Source organism: Microvirga sp. BSC39, from assembly GCF_000739015.1.
Lineage (GTDB): Bacteria > Pseudomonadota > Alphaproteobacteria > Rhizobiales > Beijerinckiaceae > Microvirga.
On record NZ_JPUG01000071.1, the window covers coordinates 63,568 to 84,028 of the forward strand.

The 20,461-nt window shown below is 60.3% G+C and carries 17 protein-coding genes and 2 pseudogenes; 10 read left to right on the forward strand and 9 right to left on the reverse strand.

The features are described from left to right. Positions 1 to 136: 136 nt before the first annotated feature. The 4 genes from MA07_RS19140 to MA07_RS30225 all read left to right on the forward strand — a co-directional run bounded on the left by MA07_RS19140 (position 137) and on the right by MA07_RS30225 (position 2,176). Positions 137 to 1,036 carry a DNA/RNA non-specific endonuclease gene (locus tag MA07_RS19140; protein WP_036354892.1) on the forward strand — a complete coding sequence of 300 codons (900 nt, stop codon included), beginning with the start codon at positions 137 to 139 and terminating at the stop codon, positions 1,034 to 1,036. Next, positions 1,033 to 1,290: a hypothetical protein gene (locus MA07_RS19145; protein ID WP_036354895.1), complete on the forward strand. Its 258-nt coding sequence runs from the start codon at positions 1,033 to 1,035 to the stop codon at positions 1,288 to 1,290. Before MA07_RS19140 ends, MA07_RS19145 begins: the two co-directional genes overlap by 4 nt. Before the next feature lie 210 nt (positions 1,291 to 1,500). Beyond that, positions 1,501 to 1,635: a hypothetical protein gene (locus tag MA07_RS31230; RefSeq protein WP_280114249.1), complete on the forward strand. Its 135-nt coding sequence runs from the start codon at positions 1,501 to 1,503 to the stop codon at positions 1,633 to 1,635. A 400-nt stretch (positions 1,636 to 2,035) separates the two neighbouring features. Further along, complete coding sequence (locus tag MA07_RS30225) at positions 2,036 to 2,176, forward strand: hypothetical protein (RefSeq protein ID WP_160195459.1); 141 nt, start codon at positions 2,036 to 2,038, stop codon at positions 2,174 to 2,176. 162 nt (positions 2,177 to 2,338) lie between these two features. On the opposite strand, the pseudogene MA07_RS19155 reads toward MA07_RS30225, so the two are convergent. Further along, positions 2,339 to 3,012: pseudogene (locus tag MA07_RS19155) on the reverse strand (IS6 family transposase). Between the two features lie 690 nt (positions 3,013 to 3,702). On the opposite strand from MA07_RS19155, the gene MA07_RS29740 reads away from it, so the two are divergent. Both MA07_RS29740 and MA07_RS19165 read left to right on the forward strand, forming a co-directional pair. Next, on the forward strand, positions 3,703 to 3,981 hold the full coding sequence (locus MA07_RS29740) for a hypothetical protein (RefSeq protein WP_152568928.1): 279 nt from the start codon (positions 3,703 to 3,705) through the stop codon (positions 3,979 to 3,981). 99 nt (positions 3,982 to 4,080) lie between these two features. Beyond that, complete coding sequence (locus MA07_RS19165) at positions 4,081 to 4,725, forward strand: LysE family transporter (protein WP_052003330.1); 645 nt, start codon at positions 4,081 to 4,083, stop codon at positions 4,723 to 4,725. Between the two features lie 706 nt (positions 4,726 to 5,431). Here the strand turns inward: MA07_RS19165 and MA07_RS19170 are convergent. The 4 genes from MA07_RS19170 to MA07_RS19190 form a co-directional block, all read right to left on the reverse strand. Further along, the gene (locus MA07_RS19170) at positions 5,432 to 5,914 is read right to left on the reverse strand and encodes a hypothetical protein (protein WP_152568929.1); all 483 of its coding nucleotides are present in this window, start codon (positions 5,912 to 5,914) and stop codon (positions 5,432 to 5,434) included. Positions 5,915 to 6,496: 582 nt separating this feature from the next. After that, positions 6,497 to 6,940 (reverse strand): hypothetical protein, encoded by a 444-nt coding sequence (locus tag MA07_RS19180; RefSeq protein ID WP_152568930.1) that lies wholly within the window; start codon positions 6,938 to 6,940, stop codon positions 6,497 to 6,499. After that, positions 6,937 to 7,287 carry a hypothetical protein gene (locus MA07_RS19185; RefSeq protein ID WP_036354909.1) on the reverse strand — a complete coding sequence of 117 codons (351 nt, stop codon included), beginning with the start codon at positions 7,285 to 7,287 and terminating at the stop codon, positions 6,937 to 6,939. Before MA07_RS19185 ends, MA07_RS19180 begins: the two co-directional genes overlap by 4 nt. 311 nt (positions 7,288 to 7,598) lie before the next feature. Continuing rightward, the gene (locus MA07_RS19190; protein ID WP_244445291.1) at positions 7,599 to 8,555 is read right to left on the reverse strand and encodes a ribokinase; all 957 of its coding nucleotides are present in this window, start codon (positions 8,553 to 8,555) and stop codon (positions 7,599 to 7,601) included. Positions 8,556 to 8,685: 130 nt separating this feature from the next. Between MA07_RS19190 and MA07_RS19195 the strand changes: the two genes are divergently transcribed. Continuing rightward, entirely contained in the window at positions 8,686 to 9,429 is a 744-nt protein-coding gene (locus MA07_RS19195) for a GntR family transcriptional regulator (RefSeq protein WP_348270411.1), read from the forward strand. 580 nt (positions 9,430 to 10,009) lie between these two features. Further along, the gene (locus MA07_RS19200) at positions 10,010 to 10,453 is read left to right on the forward strand and encodes an Lrp/AsnC family transcriptional regulator (RefSeq protein WP_036354915.1); all 444 of its coding nucleotides are present in this window, start codon (positions 10,010 to 10,012) and stop codon (positions 10,451 to 10,453) included. Between the two features lie 33 nt (positions 10,454 to 10,486). On the opposite strand, the gene MA07_RS19205 is transcribed toward MA07_RS19200, so the two are convergent. Further along, positions 10,487 to 13,543 (reverse strand): aminotransferase class III-fold pyridoxal phosphate-dependent enzyme, encoded by a 3,057-nt coding sequence (locus tag MA07_RS19205; protein ID WP_200879399.1) that lies wholly within the window; start codon positions 13,541 to 13,543, stop codon positions 10,487 to 10,489. Between the two features lie 487 nt (positions 13,544 to 14,030). Between MA07_RS19205 and MA07_RS19210 the strand changes: the two are divergent. Next, positions 14,031 to 15,351, forward strand: a pseudogene (locus MA07_RS19210) (IS1182 family transposase); the annotation flags it as partial. Between the two features lie 181 nt (positions 15,352 to 15,532). Here MA07_RS19210 and MA07_RS19215 read toward each other — a convergent pair. The 3 genes from MA07_RS19215 to MA07_RS19230 all read right to left on the reverse strand — a co-directional run bounded on the left by MA07_RS19215 (position 15,533) and on the right by MA07_RS19230 (position 19,840). After that, on the reverse strand, positions 15,533 to 17,743 hold the full coding sequence (locus MA07_RS19215) for an alpha-glucosidase (protein WP_052003332.1): 2,211 nt from the start codon (positions 17,741 to 17,743) through the stop codon (positions 15,533 to 15,535). Between the two features lie 1,122 nt (positions 17,744 to 18,865). Next, on the reverse strand, positions 18,866 to 19,558 hold the full coding sequence (locus tag MA07_RS27980) for a D-Ala-D-Ala carboxypeptidase family metallohydrolase (protein WP_052003333.1): 693 nt from the start codon (positions 19,556 to 19,558) through the stop codon (positions 18,866 to 18,868). A 9-nt stretch (positions 19,559 to 19,567) separates the two neighbouring features. Further along, positions 19,568 to 19,840, reverse strand: a complete 273-nt coding sequence (locus MA07_RS19230; protein WP_036345701.1) for a hypothetical protein — start codon at positions 19,838 to 19,840, stop codon at positions 19,568 to 19,570. 142 nt (positions 19,841 to 19,982) lie between these two features. Between MA07_RS19230 and MA07_RS19235 the strand changes: the two genes are divergently transcribed. After that, positions 19,983 to 20,453, forward strand: a complete 471-nt coding sequence (locus MA07_RS19235) for a MarR family transcriptional regulator (protein WP_036345719.1) — start codon at positions 19,983 to 19,985, stop codon at positions 20,451 to 20,453. Positions 20,454 to 20,461 lie beyond the last annotated feature (8 nt).

The window sequence follows — 20,461 nt, forward strand, 5'->3', positions numbered from 1 at the left end:
GGATCCCTGTCTCCAAGCGGAACACTCCTGCAGGACAGAGTGGCGGAGACGTCATTGGCCTCAAGAAGCACGCTTTGCTCGTGTGGAACGGGCCGGCGATGCTCCTGTCCAGACTCGCTCGCGTCATGAGGGTACCGTGAGACTGCCCAACCCCTTTCCTGCCCTTGTTCTGCTGGTGCTTCTCGTCGCCCCCGACGCCGCAGTGGCAGCTTGCCCTCAGCATTTCTTCAGCGGCACCGCTCCCGCTCTCGCCAATCCGAAGCTCACGCCCAGGACCCGGCAGATCTGCTACACGGAGTTCGCGTTGCTCCACTCCGGGCTGACCCGCACACCTCTTTGGGTGGCTGAGCATCTCACCCCTAGGCGAGCAAGCGGCGCTCGTGCGCTGAACCGGGTCAACAACTTCCACACCGACCCCAACCTTCCTCCCGACGAGAGAGCTGAACTGTCCGATTATGTCCGCAGTGGTTTTGATCGCGGCCACATGGCTCCAGCGGGAGACATGACCACGCCCCAAGGAATGGATGAGTCCTTCTCGTTGGCCAACATGGTGCCGCAGAACTCCGACAACAACCGTAATCTGTGGGAGAGCATAGAACGCGCCGTGCGTGATTACTCAGAGCGGCAGGAAATCTATGTAGTGACCGGCCCGATCTTCCAGGGTGAAAATCTCCAGGCTCTCAAGGGACGTGTGCTGGTACCAACCCACATCGCGAAGGCTGTCTATGATCCGAGGTTGAACGCTGGAGCGGCCTATCTTACGCCCAACCAGGAGGGTAACGAATACAGGATTATCTCGCTTGCTGAACTGCAGCAGTTGTCGGGCATCGACCCGTTCCCTCAGCTGTCACCAGACATCAAGCAAACCATCCTGAACCTGCCTCATCCCCAACTCCGAAGGTCGAAAGGACCCGGAAGGAATACCCGCAGACCTCCCCCTCAAGCAGATGTTCAACAACAGCCGTCTGACCCATCACAGGATAGGTTCGTTGGAGGCATCCTTGAGGCCATTGATCAGTTTGGACGCAACCCATGACGAAGAAGTTTCAGCCGTTCTCAAATGACAGCGCGTCCCTCAGCGTAGGCGGGTTCACTATTGAGAATGGCACCGACAAAGTGGTCCTCTATGGCTCACTCGACGTGACGCGCGACAAGAGCGGCCTCAAACAAGCAAGGGCGCTGAAAGCAGCGGTTGACGCGATCGTGAGGGCCCTGGATCAGGATAAAGCCTTGCTTGATGACAGCGGTCCCACAGAGGAACCGCAGCAAGTTAAGAACCCGTTTGCATAAGTCTATCAAAGTAGCGTGGGAGAGGGGCTCCGCTTCGAAGGCGGCCAATGAACTGAACGTCCCTGAGACACTCCTGTTCCCACCCGCTTCGCAGCAGATAGCCGCGTTGCCGCTTTCGCTGGAGCTAGGGTTCGAGAGCTTCCACAACTCGTGATTGGTTTTCGTAGAGTTCGATTCCTGTCACGCGAGGTGGAACTGGCGCTAACGGGAATGGCCGCAGAACTGAAGGACCTCCGCTCGACCATGAAGCTCATGGCGGAGCAGATGGGCAAGCTGGTGGCGCTCGGTGGCCAGCAGATCGAAGCAATCGCGGGCTTAGCCCCTGCCCTCCTTACAATCGACTGAGGGCCTCTCAGGTGGTCTCCGGCAGGTTGCCAATGCAATCCAAGCGATCCCGCATCGGCCCCTCCCTCAGAAGGATCCGCAGCCTGCGGCGGAGGCTCAGGCCAGCCCCGAGCAGATGCGACCCGTTGATGCAGAGCCTGCGTCTGTACCAGAGCCGAACGTGCAGGAACCGCTCCTGCAGGCTCTGGTTAAGCGCCAGAGCAAGGAGGAAGCGGGTTCGATTGCATCCGCTGCGGTGGTGGTGAAGTCCATTGCGGACGTTAGGCGCTCAGACCGGTTCCACACCTCCATCCGCCTGCCGCGAGAGCTATGAGATCAGGCAGGCTTTGGGCCGGACGACCGCCTCCTGCTTGCCTGGACCAGCAAGGCTCTCACGATTGAGCGCACCACGGAAGGCGGGGTGAAGCCAAAGTCGGTTGGTGACACCTCGGTGATGCTGAAATCCTGGAAGCTCGGCAACCTCAAGTTCGCTCAGCCCAAGATCGCCGGCGCCGACGGCTCCCTTCGAGTGACTGCGGGACGTCGCAGCCCTGAGACCTGATCGTCGCAACGAGCACAGAGATCGTGTATTCCTTTCTGGCAGCAGCGCTGATGTCTCTGGTATCGTCGTGCGGATGTCTGGTCCTGAACTAGTCCTGTGACTTGGTCTGGCTTTGTTGCATTAACCTGAAAAGGGCGCAATGAACCTGTTCGGCTGGGTCACTCAGGCCGCAAAGCCGAAGAGCTGATTGATGAGACGGATTTCGCCTGTCACGCCGGGCTGTGTCAGGATGCAGTAACGGCGGCGGATCATGCGCATGACCTCAAAGCCCTTCAGGGTCACGGAGGATGTCCTCATATTCTGGAAGCCACGCGTCGGCCGAATCACGCGTTTAGGCGCCCCATGATCGCTTCGATGATGTTGTTCAAATATTCTGATGTCCGATGCGCGACGTGGTGCGTCAGGCAGCCCTCCCGTTTCAGCCGGCAGATTGCTCTCGGATAGGAGGCGAGTTTGTCGGTGGTGATCGTTGATGGAGGACACTCGCTCATTATCTTCAGGGCTTTACGCAGGAAACGATACGCCGCTCGGGTGTTGCGATGTTCGGACAGCATGAACTCGATCAGCTGGCCATGTTTGTCGATCGCCCTGAACAGGTACTTCCACTGGCCACTCACTCGAACATAAGTTTCATCCACGCGCCATGAGCCCGAGCGATGCTCCTGAAATTGACGGGTCCGCTTCTCGATCTCGGGCGCATAGCGCTGCACCCATCGAAAGATCGTGGACGGGTCGACCTCGACACCGCGCTCCTGCATCATCTCAGCCAAATCAAGGTAGCTGATCCCGTACTTGCAGTACCACTGCTTTGGTAGCTGACATGATCCGGCATCGATGAAGTACTCTGCCGAATAATCATCCTTCGGCTGAATTTGGATGGATACGGTGCCCTGGTATCATCAGATGAATGTCCGCTCACGCCGCCATTTCGGAAATTCGGGCAAGGACCGCCTAGTGCCAGCCGCGGCCCATCCTAGATCTGAGACATTAGATGATTTGTATGGCGTCAACAGTGACGGCAGCCCTGAACCGAAGTCCATGAGATAACCCGGGGGAGCGCCACAGCAGGCGGGCGTGGGTGAGCGGTCCTTTGTCAGAGCGAATGGCGCCACAGCATAACAGATAGGCGAAGAGCGGCGTTGCATAGGTCATGGCGGCGATGACAGACGCCAGCCTTAGCTCCCCCGGCTGGCCAGCGAGCCAAGTCTGATCCCTAGGTGCCCCCGTTCGCCTGCGAAGCCAAGCAGCGATCGGTGCAGACTGGCGGCGCGTCAACCAAGCGCCTGGGCGGACCGAGCTATTCTGGACTGTGTATGGACTTGTTTTGGTTAGCCGACAGGAGTAATCTGAGGACTAAGGCGAGAGACTAAGGACTGTATCAGCCGAAGCCTCAATTCAAGTCCTCCTTGTGCGAGTGTTCCGTGGGTCCTCCCGCAGAACGAACGTTAAGTCGGTGTTGCGTCGAGCCGTAGCCGACGGGCGCATCTTCCGTTGGCTGATCATTCCAGCTTCAAGGGAGAAGAACCATGCGCGTGCCTGCAACCGTAGTTGCTACTGCAGCACTGTTTCTGTGTGGGGGATACCCGGCAATCGCAAGCTGTGGCCCCGCGCAGCAGTCGGTGCAAATGGGTACTCCTACCGGAGAGCCGGAGAAGGACACCTTCGGGCTGATCTGCGCTTCCGATGACGCGGAGCAACCAATCTCAATTTTCGGCCGCTCGCGGGCCCGTGCGACAATGATCGGCATCAGCACGGGCGATGCCGAGAAAGATACGTTTGCGTATCGGATGGTCGGCAGCCCTTAGCAGGCGAGCAGTCTGGCAAGAACCAGACGTCGACTGAATGACATTCAAACTGTTTCGGCCGAGGCGAATCTCCGTGCCTCAGGTAGAGGGTTCTTGCGCATGATGAGTGTCTCGGTCGCCACGTTTCTGGCGGGTGTTGGGGTCGGTCTGACGGTGGCCGTTCCGATAGGCCCCATAGGGGTTCTCTGCATCCAGAAGACGCTTGCCTTCGGCTTGCTTGCGGGCGTGGCGACCGGGATGGCGGCTGCCACGGTTCATGTTACCTACGGGATCCTGGCCGGATTTGGCTACAGCCAAACGATCACAGCCCACATCAGTGCGGGTGCTAGTGTGCTGTCCCTAGCGTGCGCCGCCATTATGTTCTGGTTCGCGGTGCGTACGTTCCGACGCAAGGTCGTCTTAGAAAGCGCTGATGCTGGCAAGCCGTTGTGGCCGTTGTGTCTGCTGCAGTCATATCGAGACGCGCTGGTCTGTGGGTTCACAAACCCCCTCACGATTGTGTTGTTCTTTGCGGCGTTCCCAGCGCTCACATCAGCCGATCAGCACTTGGAGCTGCCGTTCCTCACGTTCGGCATTTTTGCCGGTGCTGCCGGTTGGTTCTTCATCCTTAGCGCCGCCGTAGCGGTTTTCCGGGCGCGTCTGCCAGAACATCGCCTGACGCTTGCAAACAAGGCAGCGGGCTGTGTCTTCGCGGTTCTCGGGTGCCTGATGATTGCCGACGCACTGGGCCTTCGGCCGAACTGAACATCTAAGCTTGCTCCTGTTACTTGCTACTACGGCATGCAGCGACCCACGTTTTTGACAGCAGCTTCACGCAGATGGCGAAAGATCCTCGCGCGCTCTGGTCCAGAGCGCGCGAGGATCGGCGTTGTCAAGGGTAGCTATTCCCACTTGCACGAGCCCCCATGTGTGCAGGTCCTGGATCTTCTCCTGGGTTGCTGCTTTCATAAGATGGGTAGCCTGTGTGCATTGCCCGATGCCGTGAAGTGCACGACCTCACTGTTCTTGGCTGTCAAACGAAACCGGTCCTGCTGATCAGCGGCGGCAACTCCGCCCAACTGCGACATCAGCCATCGAGGAGAGGATGCGCCGCATATCCAAGTCGGGGCGGGAAGCTGATCTTGGACCTGTCCTAGGCGTGGCAGTGAGCATCTTGGGTTGCCCGGCAAATGATGGCGTAGAATTCCGAGCGTACTTTGCCTGCTGCTTGCGCATTATTATCATATGCGGAGCGGTTAATCCCATCCACAGTTTTGATCGATCGGCTCTGCTCTATCAGTTCGTCTGGTAGGCTACAGCTTTCCGAATGTTCGCTCACAGCCGCTATGTTGAAGTGCGCTCTACTTCCGAGAAGTGCCGAGAAAGGACGTCCAGATCTCATCTACATCGCTCTTCGAACCTTTAGTGCTTAGTGCTAGGACTGATGTAGAAGGCGCTTCTGACAACTAATCTATTTATCAGAATTGTCGGAATTGGATAGGCACAGGTCTGCCAGAAGCCACAACATGCACGCGATCCCCAGTAGCCAATTTCCGCTCCAAGCCACGTCGGCTGCAACTGGGATGCGGCTGAGCATGGGGCCAAAACCGGAAGCGCGGCTTGGGGTGCGATCTCCCAGCAAGCGGCTGAAGAACTCAGGGAAGGAGCCAATGAATTTCCCGCCCGCATGAAGCAACAAAACCGTTGTTCCTGCTACAAGTTGCCCGCGCATGAACAGGTCAATTGCCAGCAGGACAGCGGCCGTCGCAGACAATCGGTTCCCAATGCGAAAGCTGTTTAAGGAATAGATGATCCCTGACATGAAGAACAAGCAGGCAGCCACGGGCGGCAGCGGGTTGTTGACGAAGGTAGCGGCAAGCGCAACTTCCTGTCCCATCACTAGGGGTGTCAGAAGCAACAGCACATTGCCTATGTTATAGAGAATCCCAGCCATGCGAACCGGCTGAGGCAAGATCCTGCTTGCCACGTGAGGCGGAGCATAGGCCATAGGCGTTCCTCCATATTATGTAGCTTTATGGACCCCCATAGACTGATCTCTTCTAACGGTCAGCGAGGCTCTCCTCTGCCGGAAAGCGTTTTACAACAATCCGTTAGAACACCCTGCTGTGGTAACTTCGTCGCCCGAATCTTGACTTGGCCGAGCCATTGCTGAGCCAGACTGACCAAGGAGTGTGCTGAGCCGAACCAAATTAATCGGAAGAAGAACGAGATGCAGAGCGAGGACAGGCATGAACCAGCCCATGGCTCCATATCCGATGAAGCAGACGTTAGCCCCGAGCGCGAGGATGCGCATGGGCAGCATCGATCGCTGTGCGAAGGTAGCAAGCGTCAGACCGGAGGCTGCATAGCCTATAACGTCAATCCAGCTCAGCATCATGGCTGTTGTCCTCGTCAGTTGAACGCTGTGTTCCCTTTCCAGACGCCCGCTTTTCGCTCAGGTGCCATGTGTGCACCGCGTGCCATGCATATTTGGGATCTCCTTCACTCTCAATGATCAACGAGATCGGCGACTATCCTATGATGGCCCGCTTCGCTCGCTCACCACTCCTAGCCGGAATGGATAAGAAAAGGAGCTGTTAGTCAGCGTTGTCCCAGTCCTTCTCGGCGCATCAGCATGATCAGCATGCTCAGTTGATGGCACGGCAGCTTCGAGCACCTTCAGGGTTGCCTTGAACACAGCGCGCTTCCAGGCGGTGAGGCCCAGAATGACGAAGCAGCAGAGCGTGTTTGCGGCGAAGACCGCCGCCATACGCCAGTCATCCACCACAAGGATTGCATAGGCGACGGTGGAGAGATGGGACACACCGAACAGAGCCCATGTGGTGTAGAAGATGACGGCCGCACCTTGCGTGTCGCGGCCAATCTTAAAGATCTGCGGCAGGTAGACGAATATCCGAGCCCTGTTGCACAAGGTGAACACGCCCAGAGCGGCATCGGATAGTGTGATCGGCATGATCAATCATCGAGGTGCGTGCTGAATGGACAGTACGAGATGACCTCGCCTCGTGTTTCGAGGATTTTCTGTGCGACTTTGTCGAGTTTGGCGGCCCGGAAGCGGTCGTAGAGATTAGCTACGGGGAGTTGAGGCTCCGATACATAGCTGCGGCCAATAAGATGCAGCGCAGCGGCGCCTTCGTCAGTGCCGAACTTGTTTGCGAAGTACAATCCCTGGCACCGACAACTGGGCACGGCAGCCTCGGAGATTGTTCTGCATTCCGCTTCGCTGTCAAACGCCGGTTCGGCAGCCTGCAATCCCGACAGCGACATCCCCATACCAAGAGCAGCAACTATGAACGCACGTTCCATTTGTTCGGCTCCTTCTGATGTATGCACAAGTACGCAGCGATGTTCAGGACCGCTTGTATGAGCAGAAGTCGACCTGCTGATCAGGGATGATCGGCGTCTTTAATCCACTACGAGTGACTTTACGCGCAAGGCTATCTTCGCCTCCGAGCACCTTAGGCTCTGCGCGGAGGCACGATGAGGTTTGGAGAAAGTGATCAGTTGGCGATCTGACGGTGTGATCCCCGTCAGCGCCCACGCCGACTCAACCAATGACTTCAGTTTACCCTTTGGTCTAGAGTTGGCAATACCAAAAACAGTCCAAAAGGGGCCGACTACCATTGTCGTCTAGTTTCTTGAGCGGCTAAGAAGAATTCTAGTTGCTCAACATTCGTCAGAACATCGAAAACGCCGACATCCATGCACATAATGGCCCCGCAGGCGGCGGCCTGCCTGAGACACTCCTGCAAGGGCCAACCTTGAAGCAGTCCGACAGCGAGACCTGCTGTGAAAGCATCGCCTGCTCCGAGCGTATCGACCACATTGACCTGAAAAGCGGGCTGGTGGAGCGGCGGGGCTCCTCTTCGGTAGGCGACCGCGCCTTCGCTGCCCAGCGTCACCACAATCAGCTCAGGGCCTTGCTCCAGAAGTGTGGGGGCCATGTCATCCAGGCTCTTTAGCGGCCCTTGACCTCCAAAACCAAAAGCCTCGGCAAGTTGGGCGGCCTCAACCCGGTTGAGGACCAGAACCGACGTGTGTTCAAGCATGCGCTGATTGATATAGCGGAAGGGCGAAGGGTTGAGCAAAGTCTGAACACCAGCATCATGTGCCAGAGAGAAGGCTTCAAGGATCGGCTCATCCCCGATCTCGAACTGAGCCAGCACGAGGCCCGCCCCTCGAACCGCCTGTTCCACTGAGCGGATATCCTGTGGAGACAGGAGCAAGTTCGCGCCAGGACAGACCGCAAGGCAGTTCTCGCCGTGCGAGTCCGTAAAGCCAATGCCGCTCCCCGTTTTTGCGTCTACTTGGCGCAGCATGGACGGTGAGAGCCCCGCCTGTGCAAAGGATGAGTGTGCCAGTTGCGAGAACAAGTCAGTTCCAATAGAAAATATTCCGTCGACTTTCGCCCCCAGACGGTGTGCCCCAAGAATCAGGTTGAGACCCTTGCCTCCAGGCTCGGCTGTGAAGGCTTCAGCTCGCAGGGACTCGCCAGGCCGGGGGAGATGGGGGACCTTGGCGCTGCAGGCGACCACAAAGCTGCCGAGGACAAAGAGTGAAGCAGGTTGGTCCATGGTAGAATAAACCATTGTGAAAAAGCAGAAGCAGCCGCCAAAACAACGCGCGACAGGTGGACCGCGCAGTGTAGACGCGCCCGCACCTTCCGCCCAGATCCCTCAGACGAGGAGGTCAATCGGAAGACCGTTGCTGTCCGATCTTGTGCAGTTGCGGAGCGACACGGCGATGCCGCTGTACCAGCAACTCGAACAGCAGCTTGAGAATCTGATCAGGAACGGGACCTTGCCCGCCGGCACGGTCCTGCCGGCAGAGCGCCAGCTTGCAGAGAGTTTGGGGCTGAGCCGGGCAACTGTCCAGCGCGCCTACCACACTCTTCGGCAACGCGACCTAGTGGCGGCACAGGGCCGGCTGGGCTTTCTAATCCAGGGCGCTAGTCCGCGGCTGCATCCAGGCATGGACCGGCTCAAGGGCTTTACGGAGGAGATGCGCCTTCTCGGGAAGGTGCCTTCATCCCGCATTCTGGAGCGCAAGGTGGTGAGTGACCGCTCCATCGCGTCGATCTTCGGCCTGCCGTCCCCGGCCCGCTTTCTCAAGCTCGTGCGGGTGCGCTATGGTGATGGTGTGCCGCTGTCACGGGAAACCGCATGGTACAATCTGTCAGCAGCGCCAGATCTGGAGCACGGGGATTTGTCTGGATCGGTATACGCCTATCTGGCCGAGCGCTGCGGGGTCCCACTCACCTACTGCGATCAGACGGTCGAGGCGACGATGGCGAATGAGGAAGAGTGCGAGATCTTCGGGTTCGCCCAGCCACTCCCGTGCCTGCTGATCAAGCGTCGCAGCTACACGCATGGTGAAGTTATGATGGAGTATGTGGAGGGGCTGTTCCGAGGCGATACCTACAGCTACCGGCTCAGGCTCGGCACGTAACGGCTGCTTCCCCATCCGGAACACAGCTATCATGAGCTTGTTCAATGCCCCAGATGAACAAGCGAAACCGGTCTGAACCGTTGCGAGTGCAACTATTACGCGAGGATGGCAATGAATGCTGTGGCTCAAACCAGAAAGGCCGCCGATGGCTATGAAAGGTCCGCTTGTCCACGCAATGCAGAAATACAGCCAAGGTCAGCGTGGTGCCATGAGCCGACATCCCTCGGTCAGTCGGTGAATGCCCAGGTCCTCGGATCGAGCACGTCTGGGAACGGCAGCGTTCCTAGACACATCAACGAACGCCGGTAGGATGCCGCCTAGCAGCCGTTGCTTGCCAAATGCCCCATAACCAATCTGGCATGCAGCCCGACTTCGCAATTGTGGTCGAGGTTCGGGCTACCATAATAATTGTCGGTTTGACCGCACAATCGAAGATCTGCCCGAGCGTCTGTCCAACCTATGGAAATCGCGTCTGGACGCGCTCCGGCTGCCGATGACCCTTGATTTGTTCGGCTCGATCAAATGACTTGGCAGTTGCATTGAACGCCTCTCGTGCGATGACCAGAGCTAGAGCAACATCATGAAATCTCTCGACGAAACCGACCGCCAGATCCTCGCGATCCTGGCACGTTCCGGTCGCGAACCCTTGAAGCAACTGGCAAGAGCCGTCGACCTGTCCCGCAGCACCTTGACGGCTCGTCTTCGGCGTCTAGAGCGGGAGGGATTCATTCAAGGCTATTGCGCCATCCTGTCCGACAGCGTCTCGCCGAGGCCGAACCAGGCCGTCCTGCTCGTGAAGCTCGACAGGACGCCCGCGTACGGCGTCGTCGATGCCATCAGGCAGATCGACGAGGTCATCCAATGCCGGTCCGTGGCCGGCGACATCGACCTCGTCCTGGATATTGCCGCCGACGCGGTCGAGACCCTAAACAGGGTTCGGGATCGGGTTTCGACCATGTCCGGGGTCGCCGACGTGCGGACCCACATGGTCTTGGCCACCAATTTTAGAACCGTATTCTCCTGAGACACGGGGCCCCACCTCGTGACGTTGCCTCTCCTACAGGCGGCAGGGATCCTCCCTGAGCACCGCTGCAAGTCGATGCAGGAGATGGGACGCGTCCTCCTGGGTAAAGCAGAGAGGAGGCCTGATCTTCAGCACGTTGTCGAACGGGCCATCGGTCCCGATCAGGATCCGGTGCTCGCGAAGGCGGTTCACGATGTAGGAGGTTTCCTTTTGCGCAGGCTCCAGGGAGACGTGATCCCGGACCAGCTCCACGCCGATGAACAGCCCCGACCCTCTGACGTCGCCGATAATCGCGCTCTCGGCCTGAAGCCCCCGCAGCCCATCCAGCATGAACGTGCCGACGTCCAGGGCCTGTGCCTGGAGGCCCTCGTCGTCGACGACGCGAAGGACCTCGCGGCCGATCACGCAAGCAAGCGTACTTCCGCCGAAGGTGCTGAAGAATTCCATCCCGTTCGCGAATGAGGCCGCAATCGCCGGCGTCGTGATCACGGCGCCGATCGGATGCCCATTTCCGATCGGCTTGCCCAGGACGACGATGTCGGGCACGACGCCTTGCGTCTCGAAACCCCATTGGTGGGTGCCGATGCGGCCGAGTCCGGTCTGCACCTCGTCGGCGATGCACACGCCCCCCGCTGACCGGACGGCCTCGTAGGCATGGAGGTAGTAGCCCGGCGGCGGGATGAGCTGGCCGCCGACGCTCGGGAAGATTTCGCAGATGAAGGCTGCGACCCTCCGGTCACGCGCGTGGATCCGTTCGACGGCGGCGCGCACGTGATCGGCGTATTTGCGCCCGGCCTCCGGATCGCTTCCCTTGTACGGACCCCGGTAGGGATCGGCGACAGGCACGACCTCAACCCAGTCCGGTGCGCCCCGTCCCCCGGGACCGTCGAACTTGTACGGACTGATATCGATCGCCGTGTTGGTGTTGCCGTGGTAGCCGGCCTCCATGACGATCGTGTCAATGGCCCCGGTGTGGGCCCGCGCAAGCCGCAGGGCGAGTTCGTTCGCCTCGCTTCCCGAGTTCACGAAAAAGCAGACGCTCAGCTCATCGGGGAGCCGCGACGTCAGCGCCTCCGCATACGCAACCTGCGCCGGGTGGAGATACCGCGTGTTGGTATTTAGCAGTCGGTTCTGCCGCTCTGCCGCGGTGACGATCCGCGGGTGGCAGTGACCCACATGCGGCACGTTGTTGTACCCGTCGAGGTAAGTCCGGCCATGCTGGTCGAACAGGAACTGTCGATATCCACGAAGCAGGGTGAGCGGCGCGCGATAGGAGAGCTTCAGGTTTCCCGCGAAGCGCTTTGTGCGCTGGGGCAGGAGCTCGCCAGAGTCGATGGTGACGGCGGCGGTCGCCTCGTCGGCCAGGTTTAGGAGGGCCGCCCCGTTCGGGAACAGCTCCATCCATCCGGCGGACTCGTCGGGATCAGCGACGCCTGGCCAATCCGCACCGCGACCCAGCGTGGTCAGGCCGAGCTGGAAATGGACGTGAGGGGTCCAGCCGCCGTTCTCCGCCCGGTCGCCGATGAGGGCGATGACCTCCCCGGCGACCACGGCCTGTCCAGGGCAAAGCCGCGCAGTGACGTCCGCTGCCAGGTGACCGTAGAGCGTGTAGAACCTGTCGCCCTCCGGTGTCGCATGCTCCAGGACCGCGACGCCGCCGTAGTCGAGCGGCGCGGTCCGCAGTTCTACGGCGTGGACGATCCCGTCCAAGGGTGCTCGGACTTCCGTGTCGGCGTCGATGAACACATCGACGGCGATGTGAACGGAGCGCCTGTGGGATCCTGCATAGGGAGTCTTCCTGAACTCGGGCCCGGTATAGATGAGACGCGGCTCGCCATATCGGCCGAGTCCTGCCTCCGCGCCCCTCATCGCTTCCGCGACCGCGCCGTCCAGGTCGTCGGGATCGAGCGCGAACGGGTTGCGCGGCGATGCGGGACTGGCGACGCTCAGGTCGATGACCGGAATCCCGTCCAGGCTCCGCCCGAACATCGGCGCGAACCGGCCCCGTCGGCTTGCGATCCAGCCCATCACGGCGTCGGCACGGGGATGTCCGGGGCGCCCGCACGAGACGCGAAGGCATGACAGGACCCAATCGCGCGGAAGGCCGGAGCTCGTCTCCAGGAAGTTCCAGGCCGGTTGCTCGGACACCGTGACATAGGGGTCGTCGGGCTTCTCCCGTTTGACGATGGCTGAGTTCGTGACGCTCACAGCAAGTCGCGTCAGGACGAGAGGATAGATCAAGGCGAGTTCTTCATCGCTCAGCGGCCGGACGCTGTCGTACCCGGCGACGAGCGCCGCAAGGGCCGCAATGGGCCGCTCCTGGCCGAGAACCGCGTAAGCTCCGGCGATCGCGAGTTCCGCAACCGCCGGGCCAGCGATCATGTCGCCGAAGTCGATGATGCCCGAGAGCCGCGGCTCTCCCGTGCCCGCATCCACGAGCATGTTGTAGTCGTTGATGTCGTTGTGGATCGCGGTGCTGGGAAGCGCGGTCAGGCGCCCCATCAGGCCGCCCTCGAATTCGGCGACGATCCGTTCGACGATCGCCCGCCTGTCGGCACCGTCGATCAGGCCGATTGAACCGCGGATCCATCCCGATCGGCGGAGATCCCATTTGATCTCCCGTCCGAGAGCAGGATGGGCGAAGCCCTCGAGAGCCCGATCCATGGCCGCCAGGGTCGCGCCGATCTCGCGCAGCAGCGACAGCGGCTGCGGGTTGGTTTGCGCGTAGACCCGGCCGGGAAGGTTCGTGATGAGCCAAACCAGCCGCTCCCGACCGTCCCGATCGGGAGCGGACACGAACAGGGAACCATCCCGTGGCCTCACAACGCGAGGCACGACCACCTCCGGACCGTGCTGCGCGACGTGGTTGAGCGCTTGACATTGCACCTCGATGAGCGAGCTCTCGCATCCGGGCCGCATCACCTTCAGGACATGGGTTCTCCCTCCGTCCTGATGCACGGCGAAATTCATGTCGTATTCCCCGTCCAGGGGAGTGAGGGAGGCCCGGATGCCATAATGCTCCAGGAGCACATTCGCCCACCAGGTTGCGCTGTCCGCCTGGACGGGACACATCGACGATGCCTCCGGCATGTTCATTTCCTTCTTTACGATCCTGCTCGCAGGTCCGACATCCCCGGCGTCGCGGGCCGAGTTCTCAGATGCGACATGGTCGGAGCACATTAGTCCCCTCCCAGGCGGCGGTCGCCAAGCAGGATTCGCCGACAGGCCGTCACTTTGCTGAACTCGACCGCCATTATGCCGGCCGAGTTCAACCCGAAACCGACATCACCAGGAGGCGATGGACTGCGGCTTGGCCCACCCTGCTTGAGGTGAACACGGTTTTCTTGAACATCCCGGAGATGATCCCGGTGTGAGCCGGGCGCGGGAATTCGACGAGGGAAAGTCTGAACTGGGCCAAACCGAGTAGTAGCGTATGTCCGTGCGAAGGTCCGCACGTCCGAGCATCGCGGAAGTACGTCTAGGGTCAGCCTCGTGCCGATAGTGTTGATTTAGTCTGGCATTGGTTGAGCCGTGCTGGCGTGATTCCATTCTCCTGGCGCTTTGCGGAGGGCAGGACGATCACCTGCTGCGCCGCATCGACCGCCTTCTTGACCTGGGGAGCGTCCGCACAGCGCTCAAGCGCTTCTACAGCTCCATCGGACGCCCGTCTGTCGATCCCGAGCTCATGATGCGCATGCTGATTGTCGGCTACTGCATGGGCTTGCGCTCGGAGCGGCGCCTGTGCGGGGAGGTTCACCTCAACCTAGCCTATCACTGGTTCTGACGCTTGGGCCTGGACGGCAAGGTGTCGGACCACTCCACCTTCTCACGCAACCGCCACGACCGCTTCCGCTAGAGCGACATCCTGCGCCACCTGTTTTGAGGGCGTGGTCGAGCGGTGCCTGGCGGAGGGTCTGGTCGGAGGCGAAGGGTTCGCAGTCGATGCCAGCCTGATCGCGGCTGACGCCAACAAGCAGCGCTCCATCCCAGGCGACACGTGGAGGGCTCAGGATCATGGCCCAGAGGCCAGCCGCGCCGTCCAGGAGTATCTTGCCACTCTTGATGAGGCTGCCTGGGGTGCGGCCACCGACGTTGAGCCAAAGTTCGTCTCACCCTCTGATCCGGCGGCGCAATGGACTGGCGCTATGCGGAGCCCAGCCTTCTTTGCCTATGCCACGAACTACCCCATCGACACTCAGCGCGCGGTGATCCTCGATTTGGAGGCGACGCGTGCCATCCGGCAGGCGGAGGTCGGGGCTGCCAACACCATGCTTGCCCGCACGGCCGGAGCGCTTCGGTCTTAAGTTGCAGCATCTGGCCGCTGACAGTGCCTTTGGCTCGGCTGACAACCTCACCTGGCTGGTCAAGGAAAAGAAGATCGCGCCCCTTGTCCCGGTCATCGACAAGGCAGACCGTACTGACGGCACAATCTCACGATCTGACTTTGTCTATGATCGGGAGCAAGATCACTACACCTGCCTGGGTGGCAGACGTCTGGTGCAGTACCGCCGCAACCTCACCAACCAGCGCTCAGGCGTCACCAAAGACGGCATCAGGTTCTACCGGGCCAAGCAATCCGACTGCCAGAGCTGTGTGACCTGAAGGCGCGCTGCTGTCCCAATACGCCCCGGCGCCGCATTCCACGCAGCCAGGATGAGGACGCACGCGATGTGGCCCGTGCCTTGGCCGGCACACCAGCCTTCGAGCGTTCTCGTCATTCCCGCAAGAAGATCGAGATGCTGTTTGCCCACCTCAAACGCGTCTTGAAGCTGGCTCATCTTAGGCTACGCGGGCCAAGTGGAGCCAGAGACGAGTTCCTGCTGGCGGCCACGGCACAGAACCCGAGGAGGCTTGCCAAGCTGCGGCCCATGTCTACCTTCGCCGGGGCAGGATCATGACGATGTGCCTTCAACCAGCCCGAACCCGGCTCCAGAGCCGGAGCGGTCAGGCAAACACAGCTATCCCGCAGCTCTGAAAAGCTCGGAGCAGACCGTCTTCGCTCCCATCTGCCCGACTAAATCAATAAAAATCTGCCAGAAGCTGCCCTTCCAACCCGCATGAATCAAAGGATCAGCTCTGTCAGTTGAGAACATTGGTACCTCTTAGCCCGCCGATGATTTCATTCGCCGACTCGGCTCCCTTGCGCAGGAACACCGCGGGCCTGCCCAGGGGCGCAGGCGCCCGAGTCCACTCACCGGCCTTGCCCGCACCAGCACCCGTCCAGAGATCGGTCCACTCCGCACCCTTCGGCCAGTAGACCTCCACCGATGTGGCGCCCTTGTCCACGACCGGTGCAATCATGAGGTCAGGGCCAAGCAGGTACTGATACCGTAGGCCGTAGGTATTGCGGTCATTGGGATAGTGGAGGAAGAGGTGACGGGTCAGCGGATAACCATGCGCCGCCGCTGCCGCGACATGGCGCTTGCGATAGGCCGCCAGTCCCTTGTAGACCCTAGCAAAACGTGCAGTGTGCGCCAGCAGTTCCGGAGTTGAATCGACCTGGGCCGCGATTGCCGGAATGAGACCTTCATGGCTGCGCAGGACGGCCGTGAAGGCGTTCAGCTCGCTCCACCGCATCAGCAGCTCCGGCGAGCGTGCGATGATCGGGATTTCCCGCCCGGCGACATCGAACTTGAAGGCGCTGTAGCCGCCGGTGTCGCTGTGGATCAGGCTGGCTCCCGACATACCTCCAGACAGCATACCGACAACGGCGGTCTTGATGCCGTCGTACTCGCTCCAGTTCTGGATCTGGTCACCGAGCCAGAAGAGCGTCGCCGCGCCCGGGCTTCGCGTAAAGCCTGAGCGGTCAAAGAACACGATGTCGTCGCCCCGCCCTGCCTCCTCGATTGCGTCGCGGGCGACGCGCGCCCATTCCTGGGCGTACCGGTTGTGCCAGACCGCCGGATCGGCGCCGTTATGGAGCTTGCCGTTGAAGGGTAGCGCCTCACCGAAGTCGTTCATCCATCCCGAGGCACCTGCCTTCTCGATCATCTCCTTCTTCATCACGCCCTTGATCCAGGCGCGGGCCTCAGGGTTGCTCAGGTCGACAAGCGCTGCGGAGAAGGTGGTGTTCCGGTTGAGGAATGGCGTCCCGTCTTCCTTCCGGACGAGGTATCCCCGGGTGAGAGCCTCCGTGTAGAGGCTGTTATGGCCCTCCTCTGTCGACAGGAAGGGGTTGATGTAGGTCAGCATGCGCGCGCCCTGGCGTTCGAGGTCAGCAACGAGTTGCTTCCAGCCTGGATAGTAGGTCTCGTCGAGCTGCCAATTCCACCAGAGCTGTCGGCCGGTGGAGGTCACGCGCACCCCTGGCCAATCCTGGAGCCAAACGCCAGCGAGCGGAATGCCGGCCTTGTTCACCGTGTCAATCTTGCCGCGCACCACCTCGGTGCCGCCCTGTGTTCCGAGGATGAGACCCTCATGGATCCAGTCTGGCAGGATACGCATGCGGCCAGCGTACTCGGCGAACGCCTCGATCAGCTCGAGCGGTGTTTGTCCATAGAGGATGCGGCCAGTCATAGTCGCGGCCCAGACCTTGATCGCGATCTGGTCGGGCTGACGCATGTCGAAGGTGCTGTATTCGGTGTTCTCCAGGAAGAGCGAGCGCAGACGGCTCGTCAGGTAATGGGGAGCCGGGGCTTCGGTGACGAAGGGAGTGCCGCCGCCCCGATTGGCCATATGGTCGATGATCTCGGTCAGAATCGGCTGCCCACGCCCGACACCGTGCTCCTGCACCAGGATGGGTAGGACAAAGCCCTTCTGATTGAAATGAGTGAGCTGCTGGCCAAAGCCGAAGACGGCCTCATCGGCGACCGATCCAGTAACGAGCCGGATGCGGTTCACGTCTGCCGCATCCACGGTGATGATGAAGCGTAGGTGAGCGGTGGACACCGGCTCGAAGGCTAGCTGGTAACCGATGGTTCGGGCGGCCCCTCTAAGCTTTCCTGTCACCAACGCTGTATTACCATCGACCGCGATGGTCTCAATTGTGGGCTGCGTGAAGGAGGTCGATACGGCATCGATAATCTCGAAGGATCCTTCCGGTGTGCCAAATTCGCGGATGTCTGCGGTGGCAATTTCGGCGGTCAGGAAGTCACCATCGGCCACGGTGTCCCAGATGACCCGGTCTGGTGCATTCTTGTGCGCGACCTGCAAGCCTGTTGCTGTCCGGGTGAGAAGGAAGCTGCCGAGCGAATGCATCTCGACGGCCGAGGCTTGCGCAGCGACGGCGTTGGGCAATGTGGTCACGGCAAGCGCACCCGCACCTATCGTGAGGAAATCACGACGCTTCATGCGATATCCTTTCTCAGGTCTTCAGGCAGCCACTATCTCACGTGTCGAACTCCCAAGGAATGACTGCATCGGGTCAAACAATCCGGTTCCGACGTCGCAATGAATGTCGGTTTTTACGCGCTGAAGCGGACCAAGCTCTTCGGTCCGGGGAGTGCCAGGACCAGACCTTTGCACGACGTCTAAAGGTGACGAGCACGTAGTCTAGGCGCCAATCGCATCTATCCAAAAATCGGTCATATGGATTGGCGAGGACCTGCTCGGAGGTGCTCCCACAAGCCTGAGAAGGACGTGGGTGTCAGGAACAAAGCCGAGACCACTTTGGTGGCGCTACAAACGGACTAAATTGTACGTCAACATGGCGAGGATCACGGACGCAAGCGCGGTAAGCCAGATCACGCTGTAGCGAGGCGTCCGCCCGTGCTGCGCCAGCCGAGCCTCAATGCTTTCCAACTTCTGCATCTTCGCAGACAGTTTACGGTCGTAGGTGCTCATCTTATATTTGTAATCGATTACATCACCGTTGTCCTTGCAATCTTGCAGACCTTGCTTTCCAAAAGGCCGCCGGCCGATTAATGCGATCTCCTGAGAAGGCGGCCATGAGTGCGCGGAATGCGGAAGGAAGGGACGAGGCAGGAAGCGCTTGTAATCCGGTTGATCTCACCCATAAATGCTCCGCGTAACGAGTGCCAAGCGGATCATGAAGACAGCATCAGAGTACAGACAACACGCGCGAGAGTGCCGAGCACTCGCCCAACAGGTGCCAGCGGGGGAGCAGCGCGTTCAGCTTCTGGAGATGGCCAGAACCTGGGATAATCTAGCCGCGGATCGCGAAAAGCTGGTCCGTAATCATCCTGAACTCGACACCTCGAAGGAGCCCGCCTGCGGCTCAAGCGACGCCGAAGTTACCGACTGAGGCGACGCAGCGGCGTGAGACAGTTGAGGCAGGAAGCCCCAGCCAGCCCTGAACCCTCAGGGAAGCTCATGAGTAGAAATCACCAGGGAAGAAACAGAGCACTGCTGATGCACTGACTGCGCGCCACTCCATCGCACCAGCCCCTTCCTGCTGTCAGATGAACGTTGGCTGGGGTTTGCGGCACTGCTCATCCCGATGTGGGGCATTCCCTAGCGCTGGGTGATTTGCCGCGGCGTGGCATGATCGATGTGGATCACACCGTTGTTGCCATAGCTGTTGATTCCGGCGACCTCCGGCCGGGTGCGCAGGTATGCGACAACGGCCTGCTTGTTGCCTTGGACCTTGAAGTCTACCGCCTGGCAGGCGCCATGCAGCTTGTGACGCACGTTGCCGCGGCTGTGGTTGTCAGTGTGCAATACGGTCGTGGACACCAGCGCCACCGGTCCAAAGTGCGCCTCAACGTCTTTCAGTACGGAGCGCAGGCCAGCGGGCAGGCAGTCGGTTGGCGCTGCGGGTGCTCCGCCAGACGCCACTTGAGCAACAGGAGCAGATTCCGACACCAGTTTAGCCGGGGTGGCTGTGCTCGCCGTCTGCTCCGGGCTTGGCAGCGGCGGCGGATCCACCCACACGCGGCGGGGGCTGGAGGGGTTCGCCGCAACAGCATTTGGCTTGATGAACTTGCCTGGGTTGGCCTGCGGCACCGCTGAAGCCTGCACGGTCTCCCGCTCTGCGTGGGCGGCAGCGGTCTGGAGGAACAAGGCTCCTCCACTCACCGCTGTGCCCAGCAACAGTAAGGCGCTGAGAACACGAGCAGCGGTCTCGACCCTGTCCGGCGGCTCCGGAGGTCTGAAGTAGTTCGCAGGTCGACGTGTGCGGTTGCGCATGGTGAGGATCCGGTTCATCGCATCACCTCAGTCGCATTCATGCACGATGCGGGACACGACCTTGCCCTGAGGCGTGCGATGCTTCTGCACTTCGAGGTAGCAGTTCTCGGCCAACGCGAGGCCCTGCACATCTTGCAGGCTCTCCTCGCCGTCATGGTTCTCCACGGCAGCCATCTGCATCGATGCCTCAGGTTTGGCACCCGTCTGAGGCGCTGCAAGAGCTGCGTGGCTGATCAGGAATGCGACACCGATGGTCAAAACAGCGACGCCTCTCAGGAAGGGAGCGGGGATGCGGGTCATGGCAGGCTCTCAGGAAGCTGGGGTGGAGGCCTGCCCTGGTGTGCAGGTTCAAATTCATTACCGAGCAATTGAATGACGCGCAACTATACTAACGGGCTATTCAGTGGTACGCTAACGAACATCATTGCTCCAGGAGTACACCTTGGCCAAACCGCAGCCGCTTGACCTTGCCACCCTTGAAGATGGCCTTAAGCTCGACCGGCAGCTTTGTTTTGCCGCCTATTCCCTGTCGCAGGCCTTCAACCGCGTGTACAAGCCGGGGCTGGACCAGGTCGGCCTCACCTACCCGCAGTACCTTGTGCTGCTGGTGCTTTGGGAGCAGGACGACCAGATGATGAAGCACATTGGCGAGCGGCTTCATCTCGACTCAGGCACGTTGACCCCGCTGTTGAAGCGACTGGAAGCTGCCGGCATCGTGCGCCGCCAGCGGGATCCTGAGGATGAGCGACAAGTGCGGATCATTCTCACGCCTAAGGGTCACAGCCTGAAGGAGCAGGCCGCCAAGGCGCGGCACAACGTGGTCTGCGCCAGTGGCCGCTCAGCCCAGGAGATCCAGGCGCTCAGGGATGAACTCATCCGACTGCGCGACAGCCTCAACAGCTTTCTAGAATAGTCTTCCGC